Consider the following 26,772-nt stretch of genomic DNA (forward strand, 5'->3'; position numbering starts at 1 on the left):
AGGGGCGTCGACAGTCACCAGTGGATCGGCCTCTTCGGGCGGTACCCCGACCGTGACGACGGGCGGCGACGTGACGACGAGCGAAGCCAGCACCGGTGGTGGGGGCCCGGCCGGAACGGGCGGAGCGCCGGGAACCGGCGGTGCCGGGGGCAGCGGCGACGGCGGCAACGCCGTGAGCGCCGAGTGGGGCGAGGCGGAAGACCCTGGAGCCGGGTGCACCGTCGGAGCGATGCCGAGCGTCGCTTCGCTCACGGCGAACTCGAAGCTGCCGGACCCCTTCAAGAAGATGGACGGCAACCGCATCACCAGCAAGAGCGAGTGGGCCTGCCGGCGCGAAGAGATCCTCCAGCAAGCCTTCAAGTTCATCTACGGCGACAAGCCCATCCCGGCAAAGTCAGCCGTGTCCGGTACCGTGAGCAACAGCAGGATCACGGTCGAGGTCAAGGATGGCAGCGGCAGCGCCTCGTTCAACCTCACCGTGAACATGAACGGGGCGACCGCGCCCGCCCCGGCGATCATCGGCTACGGTGGCCTGAGCGGCATGCCGGTTCCGAGCGGCGTCGCGACGATCACCTTCAGCGCGATCGAGTCGCAAGGCACCAGCGGCGCGAAGAACGGGCCGTTCTACAGCGTGTACGGTTCGGACCATCCCGCGGGTTACCTCACGGCACAGGCCTGGCAGATCAGCCGCGTCCTCGACGTCCTGGAGCAGAACCCCAGCGTCATCGATCCGCGCCGGGTGGGTGTGACGGGCTGCTCACGCTGGGGCAAGGGTGCCTTCGTCGCCGGCGTGCTCGACAACCGCATCGCCTTGACCATCCCGGTGGAGTCGGGTCTCGGGGGCACGATTGGCCTGCGCCTCGTCGAGGTGCTCGATAGCTACAGCGGCTCCGAATGGCCCTATCATGGCATCAGCTACGTCCGCTGGCTTTCGGAGGTGGCGCTCGGTCAGTTCACCACGGGCAACAACGCTGGGGCCGACAACACGAACAAGCTGCCCGTCGACATGCACGAGATGATGGGCCTCATCGCTCCACGCGGCCTCTACATCGTGGACAACCCGAGCACCATGTACAACGGGCTCGATCGGAACTCGGCGTGGGTCACCGCCAACGTCGGCAAGATGATCTTCGAGGCGCTCGGCGTCGGAGACCACATCGCTTACACGGGCGCAGGTGGGAGCCACTGCAGCTGGCGCTCGCAGTACACTGCATCCCTCAACGCCATGGTCGACAAGTTCCTGAAGGGCAACAACGGTACGGCGACGGGCAATTTCGCCACGGACCTGCCCAACAAGCCCAACCACATGGACCACATCGACTGGACGGCGCCGACGCTCAGCGGCGAGCTTTGATCCAGCGCAGAGGTAGCGCATGAACCCTAGCTCGTTCCTCTCTCTCGGGGTCGCCCTGGCCCTGACGCTGGGCGCTTGCGGCCCTGGCGAAAACGATGACGCCACGGGCGGCACCGGAAGCGGTGGAGCCTCGGGCAGCACGGTGGGCTCGGGCAGCCAGAGCTCCGCGGGAGGCGCCGGCGGCACGCCGCAAGAGACCGGCAGCGCCTCATCGAGCGGCGCCAGCGGCGGCGCGACGTCGACCGGCGGGGCCGGGACGAGCGGCAGCACCTCCAGCGGCGGTGGCTCCGGAGCGGCCACCAGCGGAGCGACGGGGGCGGGCGGCGCTCCGGGTGGCGCCTGCACGCGCGAGCTCCTGGATGGCCTCCTGGACGACTACTTCGCGGCCCTCGCCGCCGGGGATCCTTCCAGCCTACCCCTGGCAGACGGCGTGAAGTTCACCGAGAACGGCAAGCAGGCCGAGATCGGCACGACGGACTTCTGGAGGGGCGCTGGCGAGGTGAAGCATTCGCAGCGTGCCCTGGATACCGAGGCCTGCAGCGCCGGCGCTCAGGCGGTGATCCCGGAAGGCGGGAGGGATCTTCCCGTCGCCCTCCGCATCAAGGTGGAAGGCTCGGAGCTGACGGAGATCGAGACGATCGTCGTCCGCCCGGGCGACTACACGGCATCCTTCTCGGTCGCCTCGAATCCCGCCGCGATCATCGCCATCGCGGACGAGATCGGGTGGCACGACGAGGTCCCGGTGGCCGAGCGGGCCACCCGGGAAGAGCTGACGAGCTGGATCGACAAGTACTTCCGCGCGTTCCCCTCCGGCGTCTGCAACGTCACGGGAGCCTGCAAGCGCTTGGAGAACGGGGGCGGCAACTTCGCTTGCGGCGCCGCAGCCTCCTGCAGCGCCGCCGATCCTGGGTCCGGCGGCACCTTCGTCCCGCGCGTCATCCTGGCCGACGAGGTGCGCGGCATCGCCATCGGTCTCACCATCTTCGACTTCATGACGGACGGGCATCTGGACATGCATATGATCAAGATGTCCGGCGGTAAGGTGCACGCCGTCCACGCCATCCTGCGCGACACGAACGGCGTGTCCGGCTGGGAGTGAGGGCGACCTCCCTCGCCGCTCGCGTCGAACCGCCGCGCGGTTAACGCACGGCAGGGCGCCTTCCACCGCGGGCGACGCGGCGGCGGAGGGCGCCCCGCTGGGGCACTAGGGCTCTTCCCACGAGGGCTCGACCGCGGGCCGCTCCCGCTCGATGATGCGCCCGCTCCCCTCCTCCTGCCGGTCGCGGAACGGCGTCGACGCCGGCGGGAAGTCGCGGAGGCCGCGGCGGGCGGTGTAGTCGTAGCGGAGGAAGACCAACCCCGAGACGCGCGGCGAGGCGCGCGGCGAGTCCTCGGCTGGGCTCGGGACGTCGAACAGGAACGTCCCTTCCGCGCCGAGCGAGACGCGGTGCCCGTGCGCGAGCCAGCTCCAGAACGTGAGCCCCGCGGTGAACGCGTCGCGCAGGAAGGCCTCGTCGCGCGTCTCGTTCACCGGCCGGTAGCTCGCGAGCCAGCCGAGCTGGATCCACGGCCACAGCCCCCGGCCAGGTAGCAGGTCGAGGTCGAGCGTCGCGTCGATGCGGTCGAGCGCCGACGGCACCGGGCTCAGGCGCAGCGACGTGCCCGCCGTGACGAGCGCATCGACGAACGGCCGGTACCGCAGGCGCGCCCCGAGCGAGGCCTGCGTGCTGTGCTCGGCGCCGTACGGCGTGTAGACGTCCTTGTCGGCGCCGGTGAAGCCCCGCAGCGACTCGTCGACCGCGAGCCATGTGAAGCCCGCCCACGGCGAGAGCGTGAGCTCGCCGAGCGGGATGGACCAGAACGCGCTCGCGCTCGCCCTGGCGCCCATCGCGTCGCTGGCGTCCGGCTGGAACACCACGCGGCCGCTCAGCGAACCGCCGGGAACCCAGCCGCTCGAGCTCAGGTCGAAGCGCGCCTCCGCGCCGAAGCTCTCCGGCCCGTCGCGCAGGCGACCGAACCCCGCGGCCGCGATCCAGGCGCGCCGCTCGATCAGCTCACGATGCACGTCGAGGCCGAGCTCCAGGAAGCGGACCGGAAGACGGTAGTCCTCCTCGGCGAGCTCGCTGTCGACGAGGCGCGCGTAGCCGCCGACGGAGAGCGGCCCCGGGTCCGGGTCCTCTCCCACCGGGGGCGCCGGGCGAAGCAGCTCGTCCGCGGGCGCGAGCGGCGCGGGCGGCGGCGGCGGCGCGGGCGGCGGCACGCGGGGGCGGGGCGCGCCGTTCGCGACGGCGAGCTCGACGCGGAGCAGCGCCCTGCCGCCGGGCGAGGCGACGCGCAGCACATGCGGGCCCTCGGGGAAGACGGCGACGCGGGACTCGACCTCGCCGCCGAGCCAGAAGAACGGCTCGCGCGTGACGCCCAGGCGGCGCGCGGCGCGGTCCTCGGAGGCGTCGAGCGCGAGGGTGCCCTCCTCCACCGCGCCGCTGCCGGCTTCGCCGCCGGCACCGTCGAGCGGCGCCACCGAGAAGCGCAGCTGGCCGGAGGGCGTGGCCGCGGCGACCTCGGGATGGCAGGCCGGATCCCCGCCGTCCGCGGGCGCGGCGCGCGCGCGGGGCGACGCGCACTCGTAGGCGGCGCGGGCGCGGATGCGCACCACGGTCGGGCCGACGAACGCGAGCTCCAGGGGGCGCGCGGGGTCGATGTCGTTCCAGGTCGACAGGACGCGGCCCGAGAAGGGCTGCGCCGCGCCGGCCGCGGTCGCGCGGATCCAGCCGAGGACGCTCCGGTCCGCCGGAGGCCGCGCCTCGATGCGGTGGCTGCCCCGCGGCACCTGCACGACGCAGCGGTCCGCCATGGGCGCGGCCGCCGCGGAGCAGGTGACCGGCTCGCCGTCGAGCGAGATCGAGAACGCGCAGGGGGTCTCCTCGCGGTCGAGCGCCCGGCAGACGCCGTCGAGCACGATCGCGCCCGGCGCGGCGCGGTCGAGCCGGAACTCGGCGCGCGCGCCGTCGGTGATGAGGAGCGACGCCTCCGGCGCATCGACGAGCGCGCGCCGCACCCGCACGCGGAGCGGCAGATCGCGATCGGCCCTGGCCCGGATCTCGAGCGTGGCCGTGCCGGCCGTGGCGTCGGCGCGCGGCGGCACGGCCCAGCCGGTCACCGGGGCCAGCCGCGCGAGGGCGGCCGGCGGGAGCTGGACAGACGGCGACAGCGCGCCCGGCGCGGCGCCGGCGGGAGGAGCGATGGCCGGGCCCTGCGCGGTGTTCCCCGAGGCTGCAGGCGTGGCGCCTTGCTGACCGGCGGAGGCCTCGCGGGCGGCCTCCTGCACGGCGAGCTCGGCGAGCACGAGGGCGCGCAGCGTGAGCCGTCGATCGGGCGCCGGGGCGGCGGAAGCCACGTCCGTGGCCAGGTTCGAGGCCCGGGCGAGCGCTGCGGCGGACCGGTGGGCGAGCCCGATCCGGGTGAAGGCGTCGGCGGCGATCTGCACCTCGCTGGAGCGCTCGGCGAGGAGGCCGAGCAGCAGCGCGTCCGCGCCCGAGCTGTCGCCCGCAGGGCCCGCGAGCAGCGCGACGCCGCGCCGCGGGTCGCCGCTGACGCGCGCGCCGCGCGCGGCCGCCAGCGGCGCGCGGTCGTCGGGCAGCGGGAGCGGCGGCACGCGCGCGGGCAGGCCGAGCGGGACCGCCACCGGGCTGCCCGGCGGCAGGGAGAAGACGGTGCTCGGCGGGGCGCCTGCGGTCGACGCGCCCGGCAGATGCGCCACGTCCCAGGGATCCTCCTCGGCGGGGCGGTCGAGCGCGGCGAGCGCCGGGAAGCCGAGGGCGTCGAGCGCCGTGGCGCGCTGCGCGTGGAGCGCGGCGCGGGCAGGCGAGGGCGCGGCGCGGAGGGCGCGCGTGGCGCCCCGGATCTGCTCGAGCGTGCCGTCGACGGGCGCGCCGTCCGGCGGGCGCACCGGCGTGACGGCGCGCGGCGCGCCGGGCGCGGCGGGGTGCAGGCGCACCGAGGCGCGGAGCAGCGCCGGCGCATCGGTCTCGACGCGCAGCTCGTGCGCGCCGGCGGGGACCGGGACCTCGATCGAGCCCGTGGCGCCGGCGCGCACCCAGGCCTCGTGGACGGCGGCGCCTGCGCGCACGCGGAGCACGCGCGCGGGGCCATCGGCAGGGGGCGACGCGCCTTGCGCTCCGGGCGCCAGCGCCGCTGCTCCGGGCGCCGGCGCAGCGGCACCCTGCGCTCCGGGCGCCGGCGCAGCGGCACCCTGCGCTCCGGACGCGAGCGCCGCCTCGCTCGCCACGGCGGGCGGCGCGATGACGACGCGGGCCAACGTGGCGCGCTCCGGGTCGGGGAGCGCGAACGTCGCTGCGCCGTCGACCCAGGCCCACTGCACGATCTCGCGCAGGGACGCGCACGGCACGCGCCCGCTGCGCGGGATGCGCGCGAGCACCGGCGGAGCGCCCGCCGGCCGCTGGAACGTGCGCGCCCCGGGCGCCACGGCGACGACCGACGTGAGCCCGGCGCCGCCGTGCACCGCGGCCGGCGTGCCGTCGATGAGCACCGGCGACTCGGGGACCACCTGGCTCGAGGCGCTCCGCAGGAGCACCCGCGCGTGGGCCCCCGGCGGCGCCTCGACGTCGATCTGCGCGCGCGCGGCGTCGAGGAGCGTCCAGCGGAGCCCGGACTCCGCGTCCACCTCGCAGAGGCCCTCCGCGGCGGCGCGCCCCGATGTGCCGCCTCCCGCGGGCGGCAGCGCGTCGCGCGGCGGCGCGATCGCGCTCCACGCGGCCACGCCATCGGGGATGTCGAGCGCGTCCCACGGGGCCTCTCGCGCCCAGGCGGTGCGCGCGAGCGGCGCCGCGCTCTCGACGTCGCCATGGCCGAGCGCATAGCGCTCCGCGAGCGGCGCCCCCGCTGGCCGGCGGCCATCTCGCGGCGGCGACATCGCCGCGCCCAGCGCGAATACGGCCGCGACGTCGTCCGGGTGCGCGCGGCCTCCGGCGCGCTCGGGCGGCGCCGCGGCCCCGGCGGGCCTCGACCACGGCGCGTCCGCGGCGCCCGGGTCCGCGTGCGCCGCGGCGAGCCGCGCGAGGATGGCGCGCTGAAGCGACGTGGCGCCCGCGGCCGCGCGGCCCTGCGCCGCCGCATCGCCTCGCGCCGCGGCAGAGGCCTGCGCCGCCGTGTAGGCTTGCGCCGCGCGCGCGAAAGCCGCGCCGGAGGAGGGCGCCCACCGCACCGACTCCGCGAGGAGGAGCGCCCGGAGCGGCGGCGGCACGGCTGGCCGCGCGGCGAGGTCGAGCGCGGCCTTCGCGGCGGCCGGCGCGAAGGCCCGGTCTGCGGCGGCGAGGAGCCGCGGCGCCTCGGCGTGGAGCGGCGCGCGATCGCCGTCGCCGGCCTGATCGCGCCGCGCCGCGCGATCGAGCAGGGCGGCGCGGTCGCGCTGCGGCGCAAGGAGCTCGGCGACGCCGGCGCGTTGCTGGTGGCCGCTGGCGGCGACGGCGAGCTCCCCCTCGACGACGTCGACGGTCGCCGCGCGCGCATCGACCGGCAGCGGCACCCGGATCCACCGCGGTTCGCTCCAGCGCGCGGCGTCCGCGAGCCGCGACCCGGTGCGAACGACGAGCTCCCGGACGACGGCACCGCCAGCGCGCACCACGACGCGCGTGGTCCCGTAGGTGCGCGCCCGGAGGGCGATGCGCAGCACGTCCGCGCCGGGCGCGCGGAGCTCGAGCCGCGCCCCGGCGCCGAGCGAGCGCCATGGCGTGGCGCGCTCGACGGCCGGGAGATCGGGGCTTTCGCGGCCTCCGCGCAGCTCGACGCCGCGCGCCACGAAGTACGGCTCGACGAGCGGCCGGAGGAGCAGCGACTCCTCGAGATAGCGCGCGGTGAGCCATGCGGCCGCGGCCGGGGCGAGGCGCGCGGCGGCCGAATCGAGGCGCGCGGAGGGCGCGCCCGCCGCGGCCGGGGCGGAGAGCGCCGCGCGCGCGGCGTCGACCCAGCGGAGCAGCGCGCCCGCCTCGCCCGGCGCGGTGACCGGCGCGGGCGCGCGGCCGCCGAGCCATGCGGCGACGTCCTCGTCGAGGCGGTACCAGGCGAGCGGCGCGCTCTCCCGTGCGGCGACCCGCACGGCGATCGGCGTGCTCCCGGCGCCGCGCGCGGCGGCCGCGCGCACAACGACGAAGCGCGCGCTCGACCACGTCGGCACCGCGAAATCGCGCGCGCCGGCCCTGAGGGGAGGCAGCGGCATCCAGGTGATCACGTCGGGCGCGCTCCCGATGCCGGAGCCGAGGCCGATCCCCGCGACGTCGCCGCGCACCTCCAGCCGGTCGCCTGGCTCCACGGGCACGAGGAGCAGCTGCCCCGCGGCGAGCGCGACCGGCTTGGTCGGGTCGGCTGCGACGGGCGCGGCGCGCGCCTCGTCCGGAGCGGGAGCGCCCTGCTGCGGGCCGTTGCTCCACGGCACGACGCGCACGCTCTCGGGCGCCACCCAGGCGAGGGGCTCAGCGGCGGCGGCTTCGCGTGCGCCCGGAACGCCGTGGGCGACTCCGAACGCGAGCACGAGCGCCGCGGCGAGCAGCGCGCGGCGGGCGGCGGCCCCGGGGAAGGCATCGAGATCCACGGCGATTACCCTTGCACCATGCCCACTTACGCCCCGCGCCGTGAGCTACCGGGCTACCCGATTTCCGGGTTGGAGCGCAAGCACGGGATCGGCGAGGGCGCCTACGTTCCCGGGCACCGGTCCGACCACCCGCAGGACACCGGAAACGCTCCCGGCCGACCGGTCCGACAGCCCCGGAACACCGGAAACGGTTCCTGAAAGCAATCGAGTCGACGACACCATCGCGTCGCGTCGCCGAACACCCCTACTCGTCCCGCGCGCAGCGGAAACCGTAGAAAGACAGAGTCCTCTCCGGCAGCTCACCGATACGGTACGTCGGGCTGAGCGTCTCCTCGGCGTGCGAGAACGCCCCTCCGCGAGAGCCCCTCCCGAAGCCTCCGTCGGTCAGCGCCGCGCAGTTGGTGCACGTCCCCGTCAGATCGGCGTGGTAATCGAGGACCCACTCGAACAAGCTGCCCGCCAGGTCGGCTTGTCCCCATTTCCCGTCGCCCGCAGGGGATTTCGATCCGACAGACGGGATCGGGCACACCGTCGTCGTGGTATCGCAGCCGTACACCGCCAGATCCTGGCTCGGGACCTCGTCTCCCCACGGATAGGCGAGGTGATCGTTCCCCCCAACCGCGGCGTAGTTCCACTCCGCCTCCGTGGGCAGCCGGCCCTCGTCCCAGGCGCAGAAGGCGAACGCGAGATACCAGCTCGCGCAGTTGATCGGCGCCGCCTCGTTGCTGGCGGGCTCGTCGGTCCACGTCCGGAAATTGGCGTCGCATTCCAGCGAGGCCCGCAGCTCGTCCTGCCCCACGGGCAAGCTCGCATCCCACGCCGGGTCCCAGCCGCTGCCCTGGATGAGCGGATGGGCGCCCGCTCCCGCCTTCGGCCTGGTCGCCGGGTAGCCCGCGACGAACTGCCGGAACCGGCCCACCGTCACCTCGAAGCGATCGAGCTGGAAGTCGGCGACCGTGGCCGGATAACGCACGTCGTTCAGGCGGTTGAACTGGCCGCCCACCACCTCGCCCGCCGCGCAGCAGCTCTCGTCGGCCGCCGGACCGCAGGTGGGTGCGACCTGTTCGCAGTGCGGCGCGACGAAGACGTCGGGCTCCACGTCAGGGATGCACGCGCCCGCCGCGGCCAGCGGGATCGCCAGCGCGGCAAGAGGCCTGAAGAACACCACGCGGTTGCTCTCGCCCATGCGCATCAGAAGCTCCCGGAGATGCTGGCGCCAGCGCCGGACGGCGCGATCCAGGGGACCGCCACAGCCGCCGGCGCGGGCGCCGCCTCGTCGCTCGACCGGACGATCCCATAGACCGCCACCCCCATCGCGACGAGCCCCGCCGCGCCCAGGCCGGCGAAGAGGCCGAAATCGCGGTTCTTGCGCGCATTGTCGGCCGCGAAGTCATAGCCGGGCTCGCAGTACGTCCCGCCCGAGACATCGCGGCAGTTCTCGCGCAATGCACTGATCGCGGAGAGGTCGTCGATCAGGAACCCGACCGACGCGCCGGCAAGGGCGATCCCGGCGGCTCCGGAGATCCAGGCCCAGGTCGGGGCGCCCCCGCCGCGCGCTTCGTTCGCCGTGGTGGGCGGCTTCGCGGTGCTGGCCCCGGCCGCCTCTCGCAGCGTGAGCTCGACCGTCGTCGTCTCGCCCTCTGCAAGCGTGATCGAGCGGGTCTCTGCCTCGTGCCCGGGGGCGCTCGCGCGGATCTCGTGCGGGCCAGGATCGACCGGCAGGGGCTCTCCGAGCGCGGCCGCCGGGAGCGCCGTGCCGTCGCGCAGCACCTCCATGCCGGCGGGCGCGCCCTTGACCACGATCACGAGCTTCGGCACGCGCGGCTCGAGGGCCGCGATCCCCTTGTTCGCGACCTCCTCCAGGCTTCGCCGCCGCTGCTCCCCAACCGTCTCGCGGTTCAGGACGAGGGCCCGATGGTAATCGTGCCAGGCCGTCGCGAGCTTGCCCTCACGCTCGCGGCAACGCGCGATGTTGATCTGGGTGCTCGCCGAGGGGTTGAGCGCGAGGCTCGCCTCGAACTTCGGGCACCCCGCAGCGTCGTCCCCCTTGTCGACGAGCGCGCGCCCGGCCTTGAAGAGCGCCTCCGCGGCCACCGGGTCGCGCGCGGGCTCCTGCGCGTGCGCCGCCGCGCCGCCGAACGCGACCGCGGCAGCAGACGCGAGGCCGGCGAAGACGCGCGCGCCTCGCGCGCGGCTGGCACCACGACGGGTCTCGGGGTGGCGAAGAATTGGCACCGCAACAAGGCATTTCCCGAGCGGGCTCGTCGTCGTTTCCGCCATGTGTGCTCGTTCCGCTGCAGCGAGCCGCGGGGGCGCGCGGGGAGACCCTACAACAAAAAGGGCCGCACGACCAACCTGTCAACGCCATGCGAGCGGCCAGCACGAGGACGCCGACGGCGCGGGCGCCGGCAGCGTCGTCGGAGCGCGAGGCACCGCCGGCGGTGCTATCAGCGCAAGCCCCGATGGAGCGAGAGGCTGCGCTGCGCCCGAGGTCCCGTGCGGCGGGCGGCGCATGCGCACCGGAAGCGACGCGGCGGACTGCGGCAGCTGCGGCCACGGCGGCAAAGGAGACCTGTGCGAAGAGGCCCTGTGCCAGCTCGTTCCCGTCGGCGACGAGTAGGCCTCTCGGATGGCCATGGCCGTGGACGCGACGCATGTCTCCTGGCCCGATGATGGAGTCCACACCGACCCGAGCAGCAAACACGCAACAGGAGCAACGCGAGAAGCGAAGTCCAGGGCGCACCACGAGCGAAGCGCTTCGACGAAGTTCTGCCCTCCAGACCGATCTGGGGTCACTCGTGTGCCAACGACTTGCAGATACCAATCGTTCGGGATCGCGTGCATCGCGTGGGACCTGTTCGAAAAATCGGAGCTCCCTGGAGCTGAACGATAGCCGCCGTCAACAACGATACGCCTCGCCGTCCAGCCATCGCCCGGGTGCTCCACTCCGCCCCGGCTCCGCCTGACGGATCGTCCTCCCCCCACAGCCTTTGCCCATCGTCCCGCCCCGACGCCCGCTGCCCAATCAGCACCATCCCCACCCAGATCGCCCCCGCCGGCTCCCCCGTGTGGCCCGCCTGCGGCCCCAGCGGCGACCACCTCGGCCGGTCGGCGCCGGCGGGAAGCGCGCCAGGAGATCGTCACGGTCGAACGCGGCGGGGTCGGCGCTGGTCTCCATGGGCGTGCTTGCTGCCGGTGGTGCTGCCATGGCATGCGCCAGGGCAGCGTACAGGGGGCCACGTCCACGTCTGGGCCCCTCGTGGGCTCACGCGCCGCGCATGTGGACGTCCTCGGGAGCAAGCTGCCATACTCCCCAGGTGACCACGCGGCTCGAAAAATTCCGTGAGTACATGGCGCGGTTCAACCCCGCCGGAGATCCGCGCGGCACGGTCCGCGACGGCCTCTACGTACCACGACCGGGGCGGTCCACGGCCGACGAGGTCGCCGCGCGGCTGGAGATCGACCCCACCTCGTCGCACCTGATTGTCGGCGGTATCGGCTCGGGCAAGACCACGCAGCTCCTGGTCGCGTGCGATCGCTTGAATCAACTCGCGGACACGCGCGCCGAGTACATCGACCTGAGCCTCATCCATGATCTCCAGGACATGGCACCTGGGACGCTGATCATCGCTGCCGGGCTTGCCGCCCATCGACACCTGGAACCCGGGGATGACAAGGTGGCGCACGAGGCCGGCGAGCAGTTCCGGCGCTGGGCGTACGGTCATCGTCATCACGTATGGATCCCCTTCGACGACGACCCCGGTGAGCCCGATGATGAGCTGGAGCGCGGTTACTACGACATCATTGAAGAGAAGCCGCTCCTGTCCTCGCCGGAGAAGCCGATCAAATGGTCTGTGGAGGACAAGGCCCACCGGCTCGCTCAGATCCGCAGCGGCCTCCGCGGGCGCTTCCCGCACCTCGTGCTCTTGTTCGACTCACTCGACCGGCTACCGGACCCGGCGGCGTTCGCGACCGTGGTCGAGCAGGACGTCCGCGCCATCCAGAAGGCTGGCATCGGTCTCGTCCTTGTGGGGCCGCTCCGATCGATGTTCGGTCCGCACCGCACGATCACCGACTACTTTCAGCACTTCTACCCGCAGCACGCGGTCGACGTTCAGCAGGACGAGCAAGGGCGCGCCTTCCTGGTCGACGTCCTTCGAAGGCGAGCGCCGTCGGAGTTGCTCCCCGAACCTGTGTGTCGAAAGCTCGCCGAGCGCTCCGGCGGCGTACTCCGCGATCTCATTTCTCTGGCGCGTTCGGCAGGAGAAGAGGCGTATATGCGCGGCGCGGATCGTGTCGAGGAAGAGCACATCGATGTGATAGCCGACGCCTTCGGGCGTCAGCTGATCTTCGGGCTCAAGCCCGCCGAAATCGAGTTCCTGCAGCGCGTACGGCAGACAGGGACCTTCGTCCCGACGTCGGACGACGACATGGTGCTCCTCATGACCCGCCGCGTGCTGGAGTATCGGAACGGCAGCTCGCGGTTCGTCGTTCAGCCCACACTGGAACCTCTCCTCGAGCAGATGGCCCATCGCCAGGGGGCGGCATGAGCGCTGTCGGGCTCCCGTCGATTCGCCTTGACGAGCTGTGCCGCAGGAACGACGCAGAGCTCGCTCCTGGCGGAATCCGGGCGGTCGTCGTCTCCGAGGGAGACACGCTGTCCCTGGCGCGGCGCATCGCTCACAGTTCCAGGGGGCAGCATCTGGACGCTCCCCCGGATGCATCCGCGCTCGCGAGGCGTCTGCGCGCGAGCGGAGACGCGCTGTTCGTCGTCTCCGGGCTGGAGGCGTTCTCGGGTGACGAGTGGAAGCGCCTCGATCTGCTGAGGAGCCGCCTCTCGCGCGAAGGGCCCACCATCCTTGTCCTCTCGCCGAGATCCCTGGATCTGCTGGCCAGAGCCGCGCCCAACCTGTCGAGCTTCATCAGTCCACCTCTATGGAACCTGGAAAGCGACCCTGACGATACGGCCGAAGAGGACATAGAGGCGGCCCAGCGGTCGTCAACTCATGTCAATGACTCGCCGTCACAAGCACGGCGGCGTTTGATCCGGCGCCAGTATGAGGAAGCGAGCAAGTTCCCTGGCGAGTTCGTCGTCATGATCGAGACGCGAGTGTTCTTTCATTCCACCGATCGGGAGGAGGCGATCCACAGCTATGAGTCGGCGTTCGAGGAGGCTCTCGACGGCACGCCAGTCTTTATCGAGCCTGGGGTTCAGCTACCTGAACGCGATCCGGTAGTCCGTGGTCGCTCGCTGCGCGGCGCCTGAGCATGGTGATCGTCCAACGTCAGCCGTTCGGCGTCTCCCGGTTCTTTACGAAGCACAAGGGCCAGCCTCAGGAACATGAGCTGGGTCTCGTCGTCCCGGTCAGGATCCAGTTCGAGCGGTGGCTCGGTGGCAAGCTGCTCGAGGCTGATGTCTTCATCGATTCTGGAGCCGACTGCACGCTGCTGAGCCATCGCTGGCTCGAGGCGTGCTGGAGGACTGCGTTGCCTCACGAAAAGCCGCGCTTGCCGCTCGTCTCACCTGAGGGCTGGATCCGCGAGAAGGTCGCGATCAGCATCGGCGGCAGCGTGCTTGAGTTCCCACCATCGCCCCAGCTCGCATGGCAGGTCGGCGGGGCTGAGCGGCCGCAATTCCGAGAAATGCCAGGCTATGAAGATCTTTTGCTCGGCCGGGATTTCCTTCGGCACTACGGGATACTCCTCGTGATCGACGGCGAAAATTTCTCGCTCCTGTTACCCGACGACGAGGACAATCAGCGACGGCGCGATCAGGTTCGTCGGGCGCTCGACTAACTCGGGGGAGGAAGCGCTCATCGAGCTGGCTTGATTGCCTTCCGCCTGGGCTCGGTCAAGAAAAGAGGCTGCGCGCCTTCTCCAACATCGGTCCCCGACGGCGCTGGAATCCCCTGCCGAGGCCCGGCGCCACGCTTCATCCGGACCGTCCTCACGGATCGTCCTCCACCCACAGCCTCGGCCCGTCGTCCCGCCCCGGCGCCTTCTGCCCGACCAGCACCGCCGCCACCCAGACCGCCTTCGCCGGCTCCCCCGTATCGCCCGGCTGCGCCCCCAGCAGCGACAGCCTCACCGCCCGCTTCCCCGGCGCCAGATCGTCGCCCAGACGGATCACCCCGCGCCCCACGCCATCCGTGCCGCGCTTCTCCGTCGCCGCCTCCCACAGCGTCGCGCGCGTCAGGTCGCCGCCGCGGCCCGCCAGCACGCCGTCCGGGATCGTCACCCGCCGGAAGAACGCCGCCTCCCGCGACGCCGGCTTCGCCCCGTCGAGCCGGTACCGGATCCGGTAGTCCGCGTTCTCCCCGGGCGTCACCACGAACAGCACCAGGTGCAGCGTCTCGCCCGCCTCCTGCTCGAACTCGTACGTCATCGGCCGGCCGCGCGTCAGCTCGAACACGTCGCGCCGGCGCACGATCGCCCCGCCGTTCGCCGGCGGCGCGTCGGTGTACGCCACCCCCGTCTCGCCCAGCCCCTCGACCTCGACCCGCCGCGCGCCCGCCGGCGCCGCCACCCGCAGCGACCCCGACAGCGCCACGATCGGCTCCTTCAGCGCCACCTCGCCGTCCACGCGCACCGCCACCTCCTTGCCCAGCGACGCGCGCGCGGCCCGGTAGATCACCGACAGCCGCCCGGCCCGCGCCCCCGCCCCGTCCACCCGCACGTCCTTCGCCACGAGCAGCGGCGTCCACGCATCGCCCGGCGACGGCTCCCCCGCCGACTGCCACGCCGGCATCAGCAGCCGCCGGCGCACCGGCGCGTGCTCCGGGATGAGCACCCGCTCCGGCCGATCCGCGTCCGACCTCCCGCCCTCCCCCGCCCGCTCGATCCGCACCTGCTCGCGCAGATCCGAGAAGCGCTCCTTCCGCTCCAGATCGTCGAGGTTGAGCGCCCGGACGTCCGTCCACGTGCTCACGTCGAACGGCGCGTAGCGCCACGTCTCGTCCTCGGCCAGCGTGACCCGGTACGGCAGCCGGTACAGCGTCTCGTTCACGCCCGGCTCGATCGCGCGCAGCCGCAGGCGCGTCCTCGCGTCGCCCGTGATCTCGATCCGCTCCACCCCCGCCGGCGGCCGGAGGATCGCGAGCCGCGGCTCGGACGCGTCGAACCCCTCGTTCCACCACTCGAACCGAGACCGCGGGAGCGTCACCTTGAGCTCGGCGCGCTCGGACGGCCCAGGACCCCACCGCGCCACCACCGTCGCGTCGCCCTGGTTCGCGCCCCCGCTCGCGTCGATCTCCACCCGGATCAGCAGCCCGAGGAGCTCTTGCCCGGGCGCCATCCGCGCGATCACCGGGTCGCTCGGATCCAGCGCCAGGTAGCGCACGATCCGCACGTCCGGCGGCGTCTGCAGCCGCACCGGAGCCGCCTCCGCCGGCGCAGCGGCGGGCGCGGGCGGCTCCGCGGCGGCGCCCGTCGGGAGCGCCCCCGGCGCAGCGCCGGGGCCGCCCGCGCCCGCGGGCGAGGGCATCGCCGGGTGGACGATCTCGCCGACCTGCTGCATCGCCTGCGCCTGCGACGCGCCGAACCGCACGCCGAAATCCGGACCGACGCCGTCGATGACCACCGTCCGGATGTCCTCCCGCAGGAGCCGCACCGTGGCCCGCCCGAGCGGGCCGAGCTCGACGCCCGCGGACCCGCTCGCGCCGTCGGCGAGCCGCACCACGCGGCCCGGCGGGCCCTCGATGTCGAGCGACAGCGGACCGCGGAAGTTCAGCGCGGCCGCGCGGCGCTCGCCGATCACGAACTCGGACGCGCCGCGCCCCTCGGCGCGCGGGTACGGCATCCGGAACCGCCGCAAGAGCAGGCGCGACATCTCGTAGTCGATCCCCTCGCGGCCCCCTGCCTCGAGCCGCCGCGCCCAGCCCCGGAGCAGCTCCTTCCGCGCCGGCTCCGGCAGATCGGCGAAGCCGAGCGCCGACACCCGCAGCCCGAGCTGCCGCCGCTCCTCCGCGTCGAGGCTCTGCTCGTAGACCGCGCGCGACGCCTCGCTGCGCTGGTAGCGCCCCTCCAGCCGGGACAGGATCGTCAGCTCGCTCGGCACGCGCGCGCCATCGCCGCCGTCGCTCCCCACCGCAGGCTTCGCCCGGAGCCGCACCTGCCCGCCCTGCGGGAGCACGTCATGCGTGATGAGCAGCGTCGAGCGCGGATCCGTCACCGCGCCCCCGCCGCTCGCGAGCCGCGCCGCGTACTCGCCCTCGCCGAGCGGTCGATCCGGATCGCAGCTGACCCGGCTCTCCAGATCGATCGCGTGCCGCGCGACCTCCTCCCCGCGCTCGTTCACGAACGCCGCGATGAACCCGTACGGGTAGCGCCGCGCCGAGTCGCAGGCGTCGGCCCTCACGCTCCCCCAGGTCGTCACCTCCACCGCGTCGATCTCGGCCGGGACCTTGATCACGAGGTCCCGCTCCGGCTCGATGTGGTAGGCGAGGATCTCGTCCTCGGCCGGCAGCGAGCTGACCAGCGGCGGCGCGCTCGACAGCTGCGAGAGCGCGAACGCCGTCACCCCGAGCAGCGCCATCGCGATGAGCCACCGCGGGTTCAGCGCCCTGCGCGGCGCGCCGTCGCGGGCGCGGAACCCCGCCGTCGCCAGGCGCGCCCGGGACGGCGGCCGCGCCGCGTGGGAGCGCGGCGGCGCGGCCGCCTTGTGGCCCGCCGGCTCGCGGCGCTTCGCCGGGGCGGTCATGGGGTCCCCCGCTGCGGCGCCGCGGCGGGACCAGCCGCCTCGACCCGGAGCGCGCTCGTGCCGACGGTGACCGCGCGCCGCAGCCGCGAACCGCCGGGCACCGCCGCGCCCGGCACCGCGACGAGCGCGCCGTCGATCGGCAGCACCTGCGCCTCCCCCGGCCGCGCCGCGATGACCCATGGGCGCCCCGTGATCACGTCGCGCCCGATCTCCACATGGCATTGCGCCTCGCGCCGCGGCGCGGCCGGCGCGCTCCCACGCAGCGCGGCCGCCGCTGCGGCGCGCGCCGCAGCCGCCACCCCTGCCCGAGGCGCCACCGCCACCGCTGCCCGCGACGCGTCCGACCCGGCCCGAGGCGCGTCCGCCACGCCCGCCCTCGACGCGTCCGCCTTCGCCGGAGCGCCCCCCGGCCCCGCGGCCTGCGGCGAGAAGTGCGCCTTCAGGTAATACGGGTTCCGCTCGGTCGTGTAGCGCCGGAAGGGCTCTATCGCAGCGGAAAGATCGCACTCCGCCGTCACACCTCGGGTCGGGCAGAGCTCGTCCCCGCTCGCACCTGCGCCGGCGCTCCCCGCGCACGACGCGAGCGCCTGAGCGCGCGCGGCCACGTCGATCGGCTCGGGCGTCACGCCGAGCCGCGTGAGCCGCGCCTCGAGGCGCGTCTCCCCCTGCCCCGGCTCCACGAAGCGCCGGAGCTCGAAGAAGCGGCGGATCGCGCTGCCCAGGTACACGATCGCGAACCGCCCCTCGGCGAACCGCTTCGCGTAGGCCATCGCCATGTCCGTCGCGCCGCTGAACGGCACCTGCTCGCGCGTGCCGTCGAAGATCCCCACGCGCAGCTCGAGATCGCGCAGCGTCTCCAGCAGCGGCCCCGCGAACGTCGGCACGTGCCCCGGCCGCACGACCTCGTACCCGAACGAGATCACCGCGTCCCGCTCGTAGGTCCGATCCGCCTCGATCGCCTGCACCGACAGCGCGTTGCCGCCGTCCCCGACCCAGACCTCGTGCGCCCGCTGGAAGTAGCTGCGCAGCCCCGGGGTGCGCCGCACGTCGGCGGCCCCGCTCGGCTCCGCCGTGGGCACCGCCCCGGCGAGCAGCAGCGACTGTGCCGAGAGCGCGTCGGCGAGCGCGAGCCCCGCGCCGAACGCCCCGATCTGCCACCGCGGCGCGGGCACCTCGACAAGCATCGCGCCCGTCAGCGGCGACCGGACCGCCTCCGTCGAGGGCGGCGCGGGCAAGATGGCGCCCGTCGACGCCGCTGGCGGCAGCGTGCGCGACGCGGACTGATGCGCCAGCACGAGCCACGCAGGGTTCCCGCGCCGCTCCGGGCCGCCCTCGGCCGGCCCGGGCTCCGCGATGCCCCACGCCGCCGGCGCCGCGGCGGAGCCGCCGATGCGCACCTCGCGGAAGCCGAGGCGCCCGAGGATCGCCCGCTCCCACGCGGTCGGCGGCGCCGCGCCGGACGCGCCGCCGGGGCGCGTCGCCGCCGCGATCAGCCGCGGCGCCACCACGGCGTCGAACAGCCTGAGCTCCTCGAGCGACGGCGGACGGAAGCGGCCCGGCTGGACCTCCGTCAAGGACACCATCCGCTTCGCGAGCTCCTCCTCCAGCGTCCCGGTCCAGCGCACGGCCTCCGGCGCGCCGAGCGAGCGCGCGCCGACCGCCTCTGCGACCTCGCGCGGCACGTGCAAGCGCGGCGCGTCGCCGAGGGGCGTGGACGGCTCCGCCGCCGGGCGGAACGTCATCGCCGTGTCGGCGCCGAGCCCCAGGCCGATCGACACCACGGGCAGCCCCGCCGGCGAGCCGACCACGCTGAGCTCCGGCCCGTCGCCGCCGCCCGGCTCGACGATGAGCACCTGGGGGTTCTCCAGGGCGTCGATCATCGCCGCCGCGAACGCCTCGTCGTGGCGCCGGATCGCCCCGTGGCGCGACAGGAGCACGACCCCCGCGGCGTCGAGCAGCTCCGCGACCCGGAGCGCCACCGCCGGCAGCGCCGAGCCGAGCTCGGTGGGCGCCGCCAGCACCAGCCATTCGGGCGCGGACGTGGGGCTCCGACCGACGCGCTTGCGGAGCGCCGCCCGCGGCGCGCTCGGCGTGTCGTCCGGATCGTCGAACCGCGGGCTCAGCACGTACCACGGGCGCTCGCCGTCGCCCTCCCGCGCCACCGACACCCGCGCGCGCTCCGCCGCGCCGAGGAGCTCATCCGCCGGCCGCCCGTCGCGCAGCACGCTGCGCGCGAGCCGGTGGGCGATCCGCCGCGACTCGATGTCGGCGGCGATCGCCGCCGCCCTCGGGCGCGGGCCGGGCCGGGGCGCCGTGTCCGCCAGCACGAGCGACAGCGCGGCGCTCTCGATGCGCGGCACCGGCCTCGCCGCGGCCGCGGGCGGCGGCGGCGCGCCGCCCCAGCCGAGCGCCACGAGCGCGTAGCCGACGCCGTTGCCGACAAGGAACGCCGTGAACGACACCTGGATCGTCGGCATGATCACGATGCCGACGTGCTCCTTGTTCCACATCTTCACGGCGAGCAGGCTCGGGAGCAGGTAACCGAAGCCGAAGTAGTCGACCATCTGCAGCCCCGGCGCGTACCGCACCATGGCGAAGCCGATCGCCATCTTCACGAAGAAGCCGAGCACGTACACGAAGATCATCCGCCGCGGCCCCACGAGCAGCATCCGGGAGAACGGGCGGACCGAGGTGATCCAGCGCGAGAGGTAGAAGACGACCAGCGCCTCGATGGTCGTCGTGAGCAGCTTCGTCGGCTCGTACCACGCCACGGCGAGCAAGCCGGGCACGAGGATGCCGTTGTAGTCCCACCCGTAACGGACGTTGTTGCGCGCGCCCATCAGCGCGCCGATGACCAGGATGATGTGGGCCTTCGGCAGCTCGAGGAACTCGAGCGACAGGCTCTCGTTGAGCACCTGGAAGCGCGAGACCGAGAGGTTCGTCGTCCGGAGCAGCACGCCGAGCACGAGCGCCGTCAGCGCCGTGACGACCCCGAGCCGCGGCGCCGCGCGCAAGAAGCCGCTGTTCCAGAAGGCGTTCGCGATGAGCGGCACCAGCACGAGCCCGATGCTGTAGAGCTCCCGCGAGTGCACGAAGTCGTAGCGCGCCGAGACCTCGGGCACGACGAAGCCCTCGACGAAGAGCCGCACGATCACCGCGCCGACGATGAACAGGTAGAACCGCTCGCGCCCGAACGCCGTGGACCACGCGCCGGTCCGGGTGATCCAGCGGCCGATCAGCGCGACGAACAGGTACGTCACGATCGACTCCGCCACGATGAACACCGCGGTGACCGGGGCCGCGAAGAACACCGTCGCGAGGTAGCCGGGCACGACGAGCCCCGCGTACGTCCAGCCGAGCGTCTCGGTGAAGAACGTCCCGAAGACGAGGCCGATCAGGACCGCGGTGTGGAGGCTCCGATCGAGCCCGTTCGGTGGAAAGAGCGGCAGGTTCTCGAGCATGCGGCGGGACGGCGGCGGCGGGGCGGGTCGGCGCGCGCCGCCGCCCGGCGCGGTTGCCAGCGCGGGCGCGCTACGGCAGCGTGGTGGCCAGGCCGATCGCGCTCGGCGCGCCCCAGCCCGTCGGGTAGTCCCAGCCGGGCTCCGCGGCAAAGAACTCCGTCTCGCCGCGCACGACGTCGCGGAACGTCGCCTGCACCGCGGGGGTCGTGTAGAGGATCGAGTTGAGGAACCCGGCGCGCGGCAGGCCCTCCGCGGCGCGGTAGCTGTTCACCACGGCGATGAGCCCCGCAAAACAGGGCGCCGAGAACGACGTCCCGCCGTACTGCCGCCACTCGCCGAGGTAGTAGACCCAGTACGGGGTCGGCGAGCTCGCGGCGTGCATGGCGACGTCCGCGACCGCCCGCTTGCCGTCGGACCCCTCGACGACCCCGACCTGCCAGGAAGGGATCGCGAACGAGAGCGTCGGGCCGGAGCCGGAGCCAGACCAGGCGCGCTCGTCCTCGACCTCGCCGTCCTCGTCGAGCGAGAGCGACGTCCCGCCGACCCCTGTCACGTACGGGCTCGCCGAGGGCGTGTCGGTCTGCGCCGAGTCGCCGGTCGCCGCGACCACGGTGATCCCGAGCGCCGCGGCCATCTGCGCCGAGCGGTGGTACTGGAGCCGCACGGCCGGCGGCTCGGAGTCCTCGCGGTGGGCGAACGAGTCCGTGATGACCGACACCTCGCCGCGGCCGATGGCCTCGTTGAACGTGTAGACCATCGACGTGTTGCGCGCGTCGGGGCCCTGGTACACCACGAGGTCTGCGCCTGGCGCGAGGCCCCCCGACCACGCCACGTCGAGCGTCGACTCCACATAGCGCGTCGAGACGGGCTCCATGGTCTCGATGACCTCCGGGTTCGCCCGCTCCACGCCGAGCGCCCGCCAGAACGACTGCAGGTCCTTGTACTTGAAGGTCGCGCCGATCGTGACCCCGAGCTTCACGCCCTCGCCGGTGAACCCGAGCTCGTAGAGGTCGTCGACGTCGTACGCGCCCGCGATCTTCGCGGGGGTCAGCCCCCTCTCGACGTCGGCCGGCGGATCCGGCTCGATCTCCCCGGCCTCGCCCGGGAGCGGCCTCGTGCTCGCCGCGAGATCCGCGGTGATGATGCCGGTCGTGCGATCGGACACCCACGTCGGCACGGTGAGCTGGCCGAGGGTGCCGTAGACGTCGAAGGGCGGATTCCCCGCCTGAGGGTTCTCCCGCTCGAAGACCCGGAGCTCCGTGCCGAAGGTCTCGTTGAACTGGCTCACCGTGCCGGTGAACTGGATCAGCAGCCGGTTCGTGGCCGTGAAGTTCACCTGCATCCCCTGCTCCTCGAGCCAGAGCTTCACGAGGTGCACGTCGAGCTCGCGCGGCGCGTACGCCGCGATCCACTCGTCCCGGGTGAGGTACTGGCGGAACCGCGGGCCCGTCGGGTCGTAGATCTCCGCGATCCTCTGCTCGAGCAGCCCCGAGTTGCGGATGGGGAAGCCCATCAGCGCGCGGACCACCTCGTCGCCCCCGGCCACGCCCTTGTCGGTGTACACGTCCGGCAGCGGGCTCGGGATGCCGTCCGTGGCCTCGGTGGGCTCACGCTCCTCCTCGGTGAAGTCGGGCAGCTCGTCCGGCAGCTCCTCCCCACCGGCGCCGCCAGCCCCGCCGCCGCCGGCCTCAGCCGCGCCCCCGCCGCCGGCCTCAGCCGCGCCCTCGCCGCCGCTCCCGGTCGCGCCTCCGGCGCCCCCGCCGCCTGCGCCGCCGCCCCCGCTGCCCGAAGAATCGGCGATCTGCACATCCGACTCGCAGCCACAGCCAGAGGCCGAGAAGGCCACGCTGCAGACCAAGCTGAGCAGACCAAGGACGGGCGCGGTACGAAGCACAGGTGAAGCACGGCGCATACGCATCAAGGATTCAAACCCCTTCCGAGAGGCCGATCCAGCCGAATCGTCACAGGGCGCGGACGTCGCATCACACGTGCGCCGCCCGCAACACAACGCGCGTCGGCGGAGCGTTGGGAGCACCACGTCGCACCCTGTCGCGAACGGCTTCTCCGCGGCCCGGGATTCACCGCGGCGCCACGGCCCGGTCGGAGATCGCGGCGCACCGGAGGGCGATAGAGGCGGGCGCAACGGCTGCGCCTGCGGCCGTAGGGAGCGACCTTCTTGTCGCACAGCCGATGTTTTTGGCGCGGCGGACCCGGGTGGACAATTGTATTGATTCGACCACGATGCGACGCTCAGGCTGCCCGGGGCGTCCCGCGCCCCCCTCGAGGGCCGCGGCCTTCAGCGATTATGGCGAAGACTTACCGTCCGCGGATCCCCAAGCCCTTTCGCATCCCGCGCCCGATGGCCACGCAGGGGGAGGCGACGCGCTTCGGGTGGCTCACGCCTGACGTGCTCTCGATCGTCGCGGGGGCGCTGATCGCCGCCGTGGCGCCGCTCGATCGGCTCGACTACGTGGCGCGCGGCCTCACCGCGTCCGCGCTCGCCGACGCCGCGCCATCCGCGCAGGTGCTGCTCGTCACGGCCTCGCCCGAGGCGCTGCGCGAAGGGCTCTGCGAGCGCTCGCTCCCCGGGCTGCTCGAGCGCGGGCGCGCGCGCGGCGCGCTGCTGATCCCCCCGGCGGACGCGTTCTGCGGCGGCGATGCCGCGAGCCGCGCGGGCGCCACCAGCGCCACGGGCGCCACCAGCGCCACGGGCGCCGCGGGCACCGCGCCGGTCGTCCGGATGCCGCCCGAGCTGCTCCGCCTGAGCGCCGGGGAGGTCGTCGGCTTCTTCCCGCTGGCGGCGGCGGAGCGCGCGCCGGAGCTCGGCGCGCTCGGCGTCTCTGCGGCGCCCTGGGTGCTCAAGAAGGCGCCGCAGAGCGTCCCGGCGGTCAGCCTGCGCGATCTCGCGGACGGCCAGGTCCCCTCGAGCGCGCTCGAGGGCCGCGTCGCCGTGGTCGCGGTGGGCGCCGGCGGCATTGCGCCCCAGGCGGTCGCGACGTCGGCGCTGCCGCCGGCGAGGGGCGTCGCCGCGGTGCTCGGCGGGCTGCTCGACGGCGGCCGGCGCGCCGCGGCGCCGGCGTGGGTCCCCGCGCTGTTCGTGCTGCTCGCGGGCGGGCTCGTGTGGATCGCGCGCCGCCGCTACGGGAGCCTGGTCGCCACGGCCGCGCTCTTCCTCGGCGTGTTCGCGCTCGCGGCGGGGCAGGGCGTGCTCGCCGCGCGGGTCGAGGCGAGCCTCATCGCGCTGCCGAGCGCGCTGTTCGGCCTCTCTGTCGCGTTCGCGGGGGTCATGATCGTACGCGGGCTCGTCGTCCAGCGCTGCGTCGATCGCGCCGCGGAGCTCATCCAGCGCGCCGCGCTGTTCCGTATGCAGGGGGTCCACACGCTCCCGGACGAGGAGTTCTGGCCGCGCGTGGCGCGCCTCGCGGAGCAGGCGCACCCGGCCGATCTCGTGCTCGTCGCGGAGCTGCCCGTGGGGAGCTGGCACCTCCGGTTCTGGAACGATCGGCAGGGCGGCAGCGAGAGCCTCGTCGCCGAGCTCCGCCGCGACGTCCGCCGCCCGCCGTACAGCAGCGAGCAGGGCGTGCCGGCGATCCGCCTCTCGCGCCGGTTCCTGGCCAAGCAGGACATGCCGGCGGTCGTGGTCCCGCTCATCGCGTTCGGGGAGATCGAGGGGTATGTGTTCTTCTGCGGCCCGCTCGCCGAGTCGACGTTCTCGCGCGAGCCGGAGCGGGCCGATCACGTCGGCCGCGAGCTCGCGCTGCTCCTGCGCAGGAAGCGCCTCGCCCGCACGGCGCAGGGCGGCGCGGGCGAGGCGCGCGGCGGCGGCTCGCCGGAGGACGACCTTGTCGAGGGCGCGCGCGTCGCGCTCGACGACCTCCAGCTCTTCGGCTCGATGCTGCGCAGCGCGCCGGTCGGGCTGCTGTACGCCGACGCCTTCGGCGACGTCCGCTTCGTCGCGCCGGAGTTCGCGAAGTGGCTGCGGGCGCGCGACGTCACGGTGCCCGCGGAGAGCGCGAGCGCTGCGCTCCCGCCGGGCTCGCTCACGCTGGGCGACGTCCTCGGCGCCACGTCCGCGAGCGACGCTGCCGTGTCGCTCTCCAGCGTGATGGCGAGCGACGACGGCATCGAGCTGAGCGTCAGCGCGCCCGAGCCGGCCGTGCTCTCGGTGCGTCCGCTGCGGCGCGAGTCCGACGGCTCCTCGTGGATCGCGGGCTACGTCGCCGCGCTCATCCCCGTCCAGCAGGCCGCCCCGGTGTCCGACAACGTGCGGCCGCTCGCCGTGCGCGACGCCGCCGATCCGCTCTGCGCCTTCCAGCTCGGCGACGTCGTGGCCGATGCCGTCGCGAGCGCCGCCCGCGCGACGGGCCGGGCCGTGCGGCTCGAGCCCATCCGCGGCGCCACCCACGCCCTCGGGCACCGCGGCGAGCTCGGCCAGGTGCTCGAGGCGTTCCTCACCGACGTCGCGGGCCGCGGGCTCCCTGGCCACGGCCCGGTCGTGTCGGTGCGCGAGGCGCCCCAGGGCGTGCAGCTGTCGATCCTGGACGTCGGCTTCGGCCTGGGGCTGCCGGAGTCCGCGCTCCAGCGCGTGCTCACCGCCCCTGGCTCCGCGCCCGCCGGCCTAGAGCCGCTCGGACGGCTGATCGTGGCGGTCGAGGACAGCCACGGTCACGCCGAGCTCAAGACCAACGACGGCTGGGGCATCACGCTCACCGTGACGCTCCTCAGGGCGCACCCCCGCGCGTTCGTGTCGGCGAACGAGGGCGGAAAGCCCGCCGCGCAGCAGAACGTCATCGCGATCGGCAGGGCGAGCCCGAAGTAGGGGGCGGGCGCGCGGCTGCGATGCCGGTCGTGCAACGCGGCCCCTCTAGCATTACCGCTGGGGTCGCCCCGGATCCGCAGAAGAATGGCCATAGCGCCTAGACCGCCAAGAAGAGAGGGCGAGGACCATCCCGGCCCCTCCTGCTCCCGTGGTTCTTGGCGTCATAGCGCGTCGCTTCGCGCCTCGACTTCCGACAGCAGCGCTCGTTCCGCGTCGCCTGACGTCTTGCCGGTGTGTCGCCACGCGGAGCGTGGTCGGCACCAGCGGCTTGTTGGGCGGGAGATAAAGCAAGAGAGCACACGGGGAGACGGGGAGACGGGGAGGGGCCCGCTTCGCGCAGCTGCTTCATCTTCCTCAATCAACTTCCCAGAGCTTCTTTACTGACTGCGTAGGCTGCCCCGGGCTACGAAAACAAATGTCCTCAATCCCAACGAATACCACGGTCACGGTCTTCCAGCGGTTGCTCCCTGACACCTCCACCAGTCGACCGTCCGACATGTACCGCTGCAGCTGCCCTTCGCCTTGAACCATTGCGTCCTCAATACGAGCCGCCATATTTCGCCGTGACGCCTTAGAGCGAGACGCTGATGCCTTGACGTACTTGAGTTCGATTAGAAAATTGTACCCCTTCCGCTGGTAGCTTCGGTTCAAGAAAAGAGCAAGATCTGCGTATCCCCCAGATCCTTCAAATTCACTGAAGATCGAAAAAATCGGACTCAACCCCAGATAGGCCATCAAGAGTAACTTGAAACTCTTCTCATCTGTGTGGATCAAGTCTCGACGTGATAGCTTTAGAATCTGCTCATAGATCACGCCCAGCACGGGAAGGATGCTCCCCGTTTCAGCCATGGTTTGCAAGGCTGCGCCGACCAGGTCCTCCCTAAAGGACCTAGGCTGAAATGGGTGGAACAACCCAAGCCCTACATGTCTCCCCGCTCCAAGTAGTATGGGCCCACGAACCGGCACCGGGAAGCTCATGGTGACATGTACACGAACCCTCGGTGGCAGGTTGCTCCTTTCAGGAACGTGAAAGAGAGCGCTGGGCGGTACCCCATCGAATTCAGACGCGACTGCAAGAGTCACGCTGTCAGGGACCAATAGACCACACCGCTCGCAAGATTCCTTGACAATAGCTTCCGCCTGCATGCCAAATGGAGCATCTGGGAACTTGTCGAGGAGAACAGGCGTTACCGTGGTCCAGTAGTGGCTGTCCTGCATCCATGTCTCTGGTCGAAGTTCTTTAGGCATCTCCTCGGTGCCCGCAGGCATCACTTCCCATGCACCCGCTGCGCCCATTACGAGATGCGTCACCGATTGTGCGGCCCGCTCTACCATGCGGCGCTCTTCGGACTTTAAGCTCCGCGGCAGTACCACAGCGGCTCCCAACAAGCCCCCGTCGCCTCGTGAGATACCAGGTAGCGCAACATAGGCAGGATGTGGCCTAGCGTTCGAGCTCCCAATAGCGTGCCGACCGGTAAGAACGTCAGGAACCGGCTGACGTTCAATCTTTTTCATGATAGCGCCGCGGAGGGCGAGGGCAACTTGCCCGGCGGCTGTTAGAGGAAGGCGGGGGCCTGAGGTTTTTCTCAGCACCAGCAGATCGCCGAAAGGCCCCTTACCTCGCGGCCCAGGGAATACCATCCTGTGGTATTCATCCTCCGTCGCCAACATCGGAGCAGGATTCGCAATCTCGGCGCTAGCGCTTCCTGCTCCTTCCGTAAACTGCTGCTTGGTCGGCATGGAGGCACGCTACTCAACACTTGTCGCGACCGCAACTGCGATGAAAGGTCCGCAGTGCCTAGGCAACGGTGTTGGTACCGTAGATGAGGCGCC

General features: G+C 72.9%; 13 protein-coding genes. 6 read left to right on the forward strand and 7 right to left on the reverse strand.

The genetic code is table 11. From position 1 onward, the window contains the following. The first annotated feature begins 70 nt into the window (after positions 1–70). A complete protein-coding gene (locus WME79_RS41420) occupies positions 71–1,354 on the forward strand; it encodes a glucuronyl esterase domain-containing protein (RefSeq protein WP_437526556.1) in 1,284 nt (427 codons plus the stop codon). 19 nt (positions 1,355–1,373) lie between these two features. Continuing rightward, the gene (locus tag WME79_RS41425) at positions 1,374–2,453 is read left to right on the forward strand and encodes a hypothetical protein (RefSeq protein WP_437526559.1); all 1,080 of its coding nucleotides are present in this window, start codon (positions 1,374–1,376) and stop codon (positions 2,451–2,453) included. 105 nt (positions 2,454–2,558) lie between these two features. On the opposite strand, the gene WME79_RS41430 is transcribed toward WME79_RS41425, so the two are convergent. From WME79_RS41430 to WME79_RS41440, 3 genes are all read right to left on the reverse strand, one after another. Beyond that, positions 2,559–7,961, reverse strand: a complete 5,403-nt coding sequence (locus WME79_RS41430; protein WP_437526562.1) for a hypothetical protein — start codon at positions 7,959–7,961, stop codon at positions 2,559–2,561. Positions 7,962–8,205: 244 nt separating this feature from the next. Further along, positions 8,206–9,153 (reverse strand): formylglycine-generating enzyme family protein, encoded by a 948-nt coding sequence (locus WME79_RS41435; protein WP_437526565.1) that lies wholly within the window; start codon positions 9,151–9,153, stop codon positions 8,206–8,208. Then, positions 9,153–10,241, reverse strand: a complete 1,089-nt coding sequence (locus tag WME79_RS41440; RefSeq protein WP_437526568.1) for a PEGA domain-containing protein — start codon at positions 10,239–10,241, stop codon at positions 9,153–9,155. The genes WME79_RS41435 and WME79_RS41440 overlap by 1 nt, the downstream gene beginning before the upstream one ends. 998 nt (positions 10,242–11,239) lie before the next feature. Between WME79_RS41440 and WME79_RS41445 the strand changes: the two genes are divergently transcribed. The 3 genes from WME79_RS41445 to WME79_RS41455 are packed head-to-tail and all read left to right on the forward strand — an operon-like array spanning position 11,240 to position 13,757. Further along, positions 11,240–12,511: a hypothetical protein gene (locus WME79_RS41445; protein WP_437526570.1), complete on the forward strand. Its 1,272-nt coding sequence runs from the start codon at positions 11,240–11,242 to the stop codon at positions 12,509–12,511. Then, on the forward strand, positions 12,508–13,227 hold the full coding sequence (locus WME79_RS41450; protein ID WP_437526573.1) for a hypothetical protein: 720 nt from the start codon (positions 12,508–12,510) through the stop codon (positions 13,225–13,227). Before WME79_RS41445 ends, WME79_RS41450 begins: the two co-directional genes overlap by 4 nt. 2 nt (positions 13,228–13,229) lie before the next feature. Continuing rightward, on the forward strand, positions 13,230–13,757 hold the full coding sequence (locus WME79_RS41455) for a hypothetical protein (protein ID WP_437526576.1): 528 nt from the start codon (positions 13,230–13,232) through the stop codon (positions 13,755–13,757). Positions 13,758–13,908: 151 nt separating this feature from the next. On the opposite strand, the gene WME79_RS41460 is transcribed toward WME79_RS41455, so the two are convergent. The 3 genes from WME79_RS41460 to WME79_RS41470 all read right to left on the reverse strand — a co-directional run bounded on the left by WME79_RS41460 (position 13,909) and on the right by WME79_RS41470 (position 21,927). Beyond that, complete coding sequence (locus tag WME79_RS41460) at positions 13,909–16,659, reverse strand: hypothetical protein (RefSeq protein ID WP_437526579.1); 2,751 nt, start codon at positions 16,657–16,659, stop codon at positions 13,909–13,911. Beyond that, positions 16,656–20,120 (reverse strand): poly-gamma-glutamate biosynthesis protein PgsC/CapC, encoded by a 3,465-nt coding sequence (locus WME79_RS41465; protein WP_437526582.1) that lies wholly within the window; start codon positions 20,118–20,120, stop codon positions 16,656–16,658. Before WME79_RS41465 ends, WME79_RS41460 begins: the two co-directional genes overlap by 4 nt. Before the next feature lie 70 nt (positions 20,121–20,190). Then, the gene (locus WME79_RS41470) at positions 20,191–21,927 is read right to left on the reverse strand and encodes a S53 family peptidase (protein ID WP_437526585.1); all 1,737 of its coding nucleotides are present in this window, start codon (positions 21,925–21,927) and stop codon (positions 20,191–20,193) included. A 552-nt stretch (positions 21,928–22,479) separates the two neighbouring features. Between WME79_RS41470 and WME79_RS41475 the strand changes: the two genes are divergently transcribed. Continuing rightward, positions 22,480–24,939 (forward strand): hypothetical protein, encoded by a 2,460-nt coding sequence (locus tag WME79_RS41475; RefSeq protein ID WP_437526588.1) that lies wholly within the window; start codon positions 22,480–22,482, stop codon positions 24,937–24,939. Between the two features lie 354 nt (positions 24,940–25,293). On the opposite strand, the gene csb2 is transcribed toward WME79_RS41475, so the two are convergent. Beyond that, positions 25,294–26,679: a type I-G CRISPR-associated protein Csb2 gene (csb2, locus tag WME79_RS41480; RefSeq protein ID WP_437526591.1), complete on the reverse strand. Its 1,386-nt coding sequence runs from the start codon at positions 26,677–26,679 to the stop codon at positions 25,294–25,296. Positions 26,680–26,772 lie beyond the last annotated feature (93 nt).

This window comes from Sorangium sp. So ce726 (genome assembly GCF_051521405.1).
Lineage (GTDB): Bacteria > Myxococcota_A > Polyangia > Polyangiales > Polyangiaceae > Sorangium.